Annotated in this window: 6 protein-coding genes and 1 pseudogene; all 7 read left to right on the forward strand. The window is 39.1% G+C overall.

Translation table 11 applies throughout. The annotated features are described in order from the left end of the window. A partial coding sequence (rsmH, locus tag RT445_RS21570; protein ID WP_313471530.1) for a 16S rRNA (cytosine(1402)-N(4))-methyltransferase RsmH occupies positions 1-888 on the forward strand: 888 nt, incomplete at its 5' end. Continuing rightward, positions 889-1,260, forward strand: a complete 372-nt coding sequence (gene ftsL, locus RT445_RS21575) for a cell division protein FtsL (protein ID WP_274795860.1) — start codon at positions 889-891, stop codon at positions 1,258-1,260. After that, positions 1,257-3,479, forward strand: coding sequence for a penicillin-binding protein (locus RT445_RS21580; RefSeq protein WP_312506806.1), 2,223 nt, complete (start codon positions 1,257-1,259; stop codon positions 3,477-3,479). Before ftsL ends, RT445_RS21580 begins: the two co-directional genes overlap by 4 nt. A gap of 57 nt (positions 3,480-3,536) precedes the next feature. Next, complete coding sequence (locus tag RT445_RS21585) at positions 3,537-5,453, forward strand: stage V sporulation protein D (protein ID WP_274795862.1); 1,917 nt, start codon at positions 3,537-3,539, stop codon at positions 5,451-5,453. Between the two features lie 125 nt (positions 5,454-5,578). Beyond that, positions 5,579-6,550 carry a phospho-N-acetylmuramoyl-pentapeptide-transferase gene (gene mraY, locus RT445_RS21590; protein ID WP_274795863.1) on the forward strand — a complete coding sequence of 324 codons (972 nt, stop codon included), beginning with the start codon at positions 5,579-5,581 and terminating at the stop codon, positions 6,548-6,550. Further along, complete coding sequence (gene murD / locus RT445_RS21595) at positions 6,550-7,899, forward strand: UDP-N-acetylmuramoyl-L-alanine--D-glutamate ligase (protein WP_312506805.1); 1,350 nt, start codon at positions 6,550-6,552, stop codon at positions 7,897-7,899. Before mraY ends, murD begins: the two co-directional genes overlap by 1 nt. A gap of 40 nt (positions 7,900-7,939) precedes the next feature. Beyond that, positions 7,940-8,170 (forward strand): annotated as a pseudogene (locus tag RT445_RS21600) (cell division protein FtsW); the annotation flags it as partial.

An 8,170-nucleotide genomic window follows, 5' to 3' on the forward strand; every position in this document is an offset into this window, starting at 1 on the left:
GGTGTATATGTGGACTGTACGCTAGGCGGTGCAGGACACAGTGAATATTTAGTACAACAATTATCAGATAAAGGCCGTTTAATTTGCTTTGACCAGGATATGACGGCTATTGAAAATGCGAAGGTTCGATTAGCGCCCTATATTGAGCGTGTGACATTTATTCATTCGAATTTCCGTTATTTAAAAGAGGAGCTATTGGCTCATGGTATCGATCAAGTTGACGGTATTTTATATGACTTAGGCGTATCTTCTCCACAATTAGATACACCTGAGCGAGGCTTTAGCTATCACCATGATGCACCACTCGATATGCGTATGGACCAAACGGCAACACTTACAGCATTTGATGTTGTCAATCAATGGGCATACGAAGATCTCGTACGGATATTTTTCCGATATGGGGAAGAAAAATTTTCGAAGCAAGTGGCTCGTAAAATTGAGGAGGCCCGTAAACTAGCACCGATTGAAACTACTGGTCAACTAGTCGAGCTGATTAAAGAGGGTATTCCAGCAGCGGCACGCCGAAAAGGTGGACATCCAGCAAAGCGCATTTTCCAAGCAATACGAATTGCTGTAAATGATGAGCTAGGCGCAGCAGAGGATTCATTAGTCGATGCGATTGATATGATTAACGTAGGGGGGCGCATTAGTGTCATTACGTTCCATTCATTGGAGGACCGCCTATGTAAGACAATCTTTAAGGAAGCGTCATCATTACCGGAATTACCACCAAATTTACCTGTAATTCCTGATGACATGAAACCTACTTTAAAGCTTATTACACGAAAGCCAATCATTCCTTCAGAAGAGGAATTGGCAGTAAATAATCGTGCGCGTTCAGCGAAGCTTAGAGTGGTGGAAAAAATTAACGACAAAGGGCGTGAGTAAATGGCAGCAGTTCGTGTAAGGCAACAGCACCAACATCAACAAGTGCAACAACCGATAACACCACCTAGTCCACAACCCACTATCATACGTCGTAAAAAAACGAACCAGAAGTTTGAAAAAACAATGCTACTAGTTTTAGTTGGCATTATCGCTGTATTAGGAGTGCTAGTATTAAATAACCAAGCAGCTATTCAAACAACAAGTATGGACATTCAAAAGATCGAATCAGAAGCAGAAGAGATTGCGAAACAGAATGTTGACTTAACGGTTCGTGTAAGTGAACTTTCTACATACGAAAATATCTGGAAAAAAGCAAAAGAACTCGGTTTAACTCAAAATGAGAAAAATGTAAAGGTAGTGCCGGGAGAATGAAAAAAAAGAGATTTCGATTCCAATGGGGAGCCTTTCTATTATTAATTTTTTATGGAGGGCTCTTTTTTGTATTATTCACAAGAATGGTAACAATTCAAGCGACAGGAGAAGTAGAAGGACAAGAGCTTGCAGCGAGAGCAGCAGCAAAGTATGGTAAGGAAAGTGTTATTACAGCAAATCGTGGGAAAATTTATGATCAAAGTGGTCAAGTAATTGCGGAAGATACGTTAAGCTATCGCTTGGTTGCTATCGTAAATGAAGCGGCAACCACAGACCCAAAGAAACCAAGACATGTTGTTGATGCTGAAAAAACAGCAAAGGTTTTAGCTAAATATATTCCAGCAATGAAAGAGGAAGAGGTTGTTAAGAAACTAAACAATCGCTATCGAAGTGATGGAAAACCTTTATATCAAGTGGAGTTTGGAAGCGCAGGCCGCGGCATTAGTCACGAGGTTATGAGTAAAATAAAGAAAGAAAAACTACCGGGAATTCTATTTGTTAGTGACCTAAAACGTTATTATCCAAATGGAGTGTTTGCCTCACATTTAATAGGCTATGCACTGAAAAAGGATAATAAAGATGGCACGGTGACAACAAAGGGAGAAATGGGACTAGAATATACTTACGATAAAGAACTAACTGGCGTTAATGGCAAGGTTGAATATGAGACGGATGCTTTCCGTTACTTACTACCAAATAGCGAGAAAATGATTACGCCAGCTAAAAATGGGGATGACATCTATTTAACACTCGATAAAACGATCCAAAGCTTTTTAGAAGAGGCGATGACGAAGGTTGAACAGGAGTATAATCCTGAGTCCATGACCGCAGTCGTAGCAGATCCCAAAACTGGGAAAATTTTAGCGATGTCACAGCGTCCCACATTTAATCCAGAAACACGTGAAAGTCAAAATATGAAGTGGCTAAACGAGGTAATTGAAGAAACGATGGAACCTGGTTCCACTATGAAAATATTCACGCTTGCTTCAGCTATTGATACAAATACATGGGCACCGAATGCAAAATACCAATCGGGTTCTTATACAGTATACGACCGAACAATTCGAGATCATAATCAAGTTGGATGGGGAGAAATTGATTACTTACAAGGATTCCAGCGTTCATCGAATACGGCCATGGCCAATTTATTAAAATTAATTGGCGATGATGTTTTCATTGAATATTTAGATCGCTTTGGCTTCGGTCATAAAACAGGGATTGATTTGCCAAACGAAGCAACGGGGACAATTTTATCTAAATATCCAATTCAACGCGTAACAACAACGTACGGACAAGGTTCAACAGTCACGCCAATTCAGCTTATTCAAGCAATGACTGCTATTGCAAATGATGGAAAGATGATGCAGCCGTATGTTATCGACCGTATCGTAGATTCTTCAACAGGAAAGGTTATTCAAAATCATGAACCTGTTGAAAAAGGACAACCGATTAAAGCTGATACGGCAAAACAAGTACGAGAAATTCTTGCCTCCACATTAACTTCAGAATACGGTACGGCAAAAGATTTTATACTAGAGGATTACGAAGTTGCTGGGAAGACAGGGACAGCGCAAATTCCCCGAGCAGATGGCTCTTATTCATGGGGTGCTAACCAATTCCTATATTCATTTTTAGGAATGGCTCCTGTTGATGATCCACAGTTAATCATGTACGTTTCAGTGAAAAAACCTAAGTTAAACAATGAGCTTGGCTCAGTACCAGTGTCTAAAGTCTTTAATCCAGTTATGTTAAATAGCTTAAAGCACCTTAACATCAATCCAGATGATATTCAGCATGTGGATAAAGTTGGTATCCAAGATTATACTGGCCAAAGTGCTGAAGCACTTGAAGTAGAGTTAGCGAATGATGGATTACAACCAATCGTTGTGGGTGATGGTGGTAAAGTTATAGATCAATATCCAAAAGATACAAAGAAACTTGTAAAAGGTAGTTTTGTATTTTTAAAGACGGATGGTGATATAACATTGCCAGACTTCACGAATTGGTCCTTACGAAATTTACTTGTTTTTAAATCCATGACAGGGCTAGAGATGGAGATTTTCGGTGAAGGTTTTGTAGCAAGTCAAAGCGTATCAGCTGGAACTGTCATCACAGATAGTTCGCCGATCGTTGTGAAGCTTAAAACACCTGCAGAAAGCTTCGTTCAAGACGTTGAAGCTGCCTCCGAGGGTGAAGTTGAAGAAGTAGATGATGAATAACATTGAATAGAAGTCCACTTTATTTCATACGTTGTAAAAAACAAGGTGTGATGTCGAATGAAGTGGATTTCTATCCATTCTAAAAAGCGTTTACGTGTTTTATATGTGTTGTTTATGTGTGTAGCAGTGGCGATTGTGATTAGGTTGTTCTTTTTGCAAGTTTTAGATCAAAAAGAACTGACAACCAAGGCAGAGGAGAATTGGGATCGAGAAATTCCATTTGCAAATGAACGAGGACACATTACAGACCGAGATGGCGAAAGTATTGTAACGAATAAGTTAGCGCCAACATTATATTTCATGCCTTCACAAAGTAAAGATATTGAAGGAGCTGCCGAAAAAATTGCGCAAGTTTTAGAAGTAGATAAAGAGAAGTTATTAGAAAAAATGCAGAAAAAAGCGTACTTAGTGAAGTTAGCGCCTGAAGGTAAAAATATACCATATGAAAAAGCGGTAGAATTACAGGGGATGCAGATAGAAGGATTGTATAGTGGTGTTGACTATTCTAGGGATTATCCTTATGGTACACTATTATCTCGATTTTTAGGCTTTACTGGCTATGATGCACAAGGCTTAGCAGGAATTGAATATGAATATGATAAGTTTTTGCAGGCAAATTCTTCTGCTATCCGTCTATTTACAGATGCAAAAGGGAATAATTTACCGAATGTTTCAAGTGCCTGGAAAGCAGGCGAGGATGGCGCAACGATTGAGTTAACAATTGATGTCGATGTCCAACAGGTCGTTGAGCGTGAATTGTCACAAGCTATGAAGCGCTATGAAGCTGACCAAGCATTAGCTATTGCTATGAATCCAAATAATGGTGAAATTTTGGCATTAGCCTCCTATCCAACTTTTCATCCAGCCGAATATCAATTAGTAGAGCCAGCCATTTATAATCGGAATTTACCTGTATGGATGACATACGAACCAGGTTCAACGTTTAAAATTATTACCCTTAGTGCTGCATTGGAAGAAAATCTAGTTGATTTAGAGAATGAAACTTTTTATGATCCAGGTTATACGATGGTGGCTGGAGCAAGGCTTCGATGCTGGAAACGTGAAGGGCATGGGCATGAAACGTTTTTAGAGGTCGTTGAAAACTCCTGTAACCCCGGCTTTATAGAATTAGGACAGCGCCTAGGTAATGAGCGGTTGTTGCAGTATATTAAAGATTTTGGCTTTGGTCAAAAGACAGGTTCTAATATTGCAGGTGAAGCATCAGGTATTTTATTTTCGAAGGAAGCCTTTGGACCTGTTGAGCAAGCCACAACCTCATTTGGCCAAGGGGTAGCCGTAACACCTATCCAACAGGTTCAAGCGGTAGCCGCGGCGATAAATGGAGGTAAGCTCTTTACGCCATATGTTGTAAAGAAGGTATTTAATCCGAATTCAGGGGAAGTTATTCAAGAGACGGAACCAGTTGTAAAAAAACAAGTAATCCGTGAGGAAACCTCTGCCAAAGTTCGAGGTGCTTTAGAATCGGTAGTCGCGAACGGCTCAGGTCGACAAGCCTTTCGAGATGGATTACGAATTGGCGGTAAAACAGGAACGGCACAAAAGGTTGAAAACGGCCGTTATAAAAGTGGAGAATATATCGTATCTTTTATTGGTTTTGCACCAGCGGACAATCCGCAAATTGTTGTCTATGTGGCTGTTGATAATCCGAAAAAGACCACACAATTTGGTGGGGTTGTAGCAGCACCTATTGTTGGGCAAATTATTGAGGATGTTGCACCATTTGTAGGTATTGAAAAATCGAAGGAACAGCTTGAAAAAGATTATCGTTATGGTGATCCAATTACTGTGAAGGTACCGAATTTTATCGGTCAAACAAAGGATGATATTGCCAAGCAATTTTATCCATTCCGTATAGAATGGCATGGCGAAGGGACTAAAATTGGTAACCAATTACCTGAGGTGGATAGTGTTATCAAACAAGACGGTACCATCCATTTATATTTGGAGAACTAATATAACTTTACCTTTAAAAAATGGGAAAGAACCACTATTATTATGAAGGGTAGTAATAAATAAATGAAAGTTTATGCTTTTTTCTTAAAGAAGAAAGTGAAACAAGATTTAAAGGAGATTTTTCAATGAAACTCGCAACAACACTTACCATTTTAGCTCTTGCTTTTATAGTAACAGTTATCCTGGCACCAATTAGTATTCCACTTCTTCGTCGTCTCAAGTTTGGGCAAAGTATTCGTGAAGAGGGACCAAAATCACATATGAAAAAAGCTGGTACACCAACAATGGGTGGAATTATTTTCTTGCTTTCTATCCTCCTGACAACTGTTGGTGTAGGTAGCTTTTTAGATTTATTAACAACACAAACCGTAGTACTATTATTAGTCTTAGCAGGGTTTGGCTTAATAGGTTTATTGGATGATGGTTTAAAGGTTGTATTTAAAAGAAATTTAGGGTTAACCTCTCTACAAAAGTTAATTGGTCAAATTGTCATTGCTATTCTAGCTTATTTCCTACTCCATGTAGGATCGTTTGATACTACGCTTGCCATTCCATTTACAGAGTGGACAATTGATCTTGGTGTATTCTATGTGGCCTTTTTAATATTCTGGTTAGTAGGCTTCTCCAATGCGGTGAATTTAACAGATGGATTAGACGGATTAGTGGCAGGTACTGCTTCAATTGCCTTTGCGGCGTTTGGTGTAATTGCACTATTCCAAAGCCAAGCAGATATCGCTCTCTTTACATTTGCTGTAACAGGTGCTTTATTAGGGTTTTTACTATTTAACGCGAATCCAGCAAAGGTATTTATGGGGGATACAGGGTCATTAGCATTAGGTGGGGCCTTAGCTATGGTATCTGTATTAGTAAAAGAAGAGTTCTTACTTTTGCTTGTCGGCTTAGTGTTTGTAATCGAAACATTATCCGTTATTTTACAGGTAGGTAGCTTTAAACTTCGTAAAAAGCGTATTTTTAAAATGAGCCCTATCCATCATCATTTTGAATTATCAGGTTGGTCAGAATGGAAAGTAGTGCTTGTTTTCTGGTCAACTGCCCTAGCAGTAGCATTGATTGCAGTCTTATCGGAGGCGTTCTAATGAAAAACTATACAGATTTACAACATAAAAAAGTACTTGTGTTAGGTCTAGCAAAAAGTGGTGTGGCCGCTGCTGAAATTTTACATGAGCTTGGCGCCTTTGTAACAGTCAATGATTCCAAACCCTTTGATGAAAGTCCAGATGCACAAGGATTACTACAAAAGGGAATAACAGTGATTTGTGGTCGCCATCCTGAAGATTTACTTGATGAAGGCTTTGAATTAGTAGTCAAAAATCCAGGGATTCCTTATAGCAATCGCATTGTGGCAGATGCTATAAGTCGTGACATTCCTGTTTGGACTGAGATTGAGCTTGCCTATTTAATTAGTGAGGCACCATTCATTGGTATTACAGGCTCAAATGGCAAAACAACGACGACAACTTTAATATTCGACATGTTAAATAACGGCAACAAAAACCCATTGATTGCTGGAAATATCGGGACAGTTGCTTGTGGTGTTGCTAAAGAGGCTAATGAAGATGACATTATTGTAACGGAATTGTCTTCTTTCCAATTGATGGGGACAAAAACATTTAAGCCTAAAGTTGCTATTTTAACGAATCTTTATGATGCACATTTAGATTATCATGGAACATTTGACAAATATGCAGAAGCGAAGTTTGGTGTTACACGAAATCAAGATGATAGTGATTATTTTATTTATAATGCGGATCAACCGGTTGTCGTTGGATATGCTGCTCAATCAAATGCACAAAAAGTTCCATTCAGCTCAAAAGGACGTACGGCAGACGGCATCAGTGCAGATGAGACAACAATTTATTGGCAAGGTGAACCCTATATGGAGCGAGCAAACATCGCCTTGCCTGGTAAGCATAATTTAGAAAATATACTTGCCGCCGTTGCAGCTTGTATTCTGGTAGGCTGTGATAAAGAGAAGATGGAAGAAGTCTTAGCTACTTTTGGTGGGGTTAGACACCGGACACAATTCGTGCGTGAATGGAATGGTCGAAAGATTTACAATGACTCGAAGGCAACCAATTGTCTAGCAACAAAGAGTGCATTAGATGCTTTCCAAGCACCTATCATTTTACTTGCAGGTGGTTTAGATCGTGGACATTCCTTTGAAGAACTTCGACCTAGTATGAATCATGTAAAAGGTGTTGTTGCATTTGGAGAAACAGGCTTACGATTTGTAGAATTTGCAAAATCGTGTGGTGTTGAACATACAGTCATTGCTCAAAATGTAGAAGACGCTGTACATTATGCAGCTCCGATGTCAGCAGAAGGGGATATTATTTTATTATCTCCAGCTTGTGCAAGTTGGGATCAATATGACAGCTTTGAAATACGCGGAGATGTTTTTATTGATGCTGTAATGAAGCTGTAATGAGCCTGTAACTATTTTAGAATATACTTGACTTGGAAGGATGGCATTACTGAGAGGGAAAGAAAGCTACTTATTGCTCGTCACAACTTTGATGCTATCAATAATCGGCATTATTTTCGTCTATTCTGCAGGTACCTATTGGAGTGCTGTTCATTATAGTGGAAAAATGCCGTTTTATATGAAGCAAAGCGTATACTTTGTGGTAGCCATTGCCGTATTTTTAATCACGATTCGATTAAATATTTTGAGAGAGCAGTCCTTTTGGAAAATG

This window comes from Lysinibacillus sp., assembly GCF_032093475.1.
GTDB classification, from domain to species: domain Bacteria; phylum Bacillota; class Bacilli; order Bacillales_A; family Planococcaceae; genus Lysinibacillus; species Lysinibacillus irui.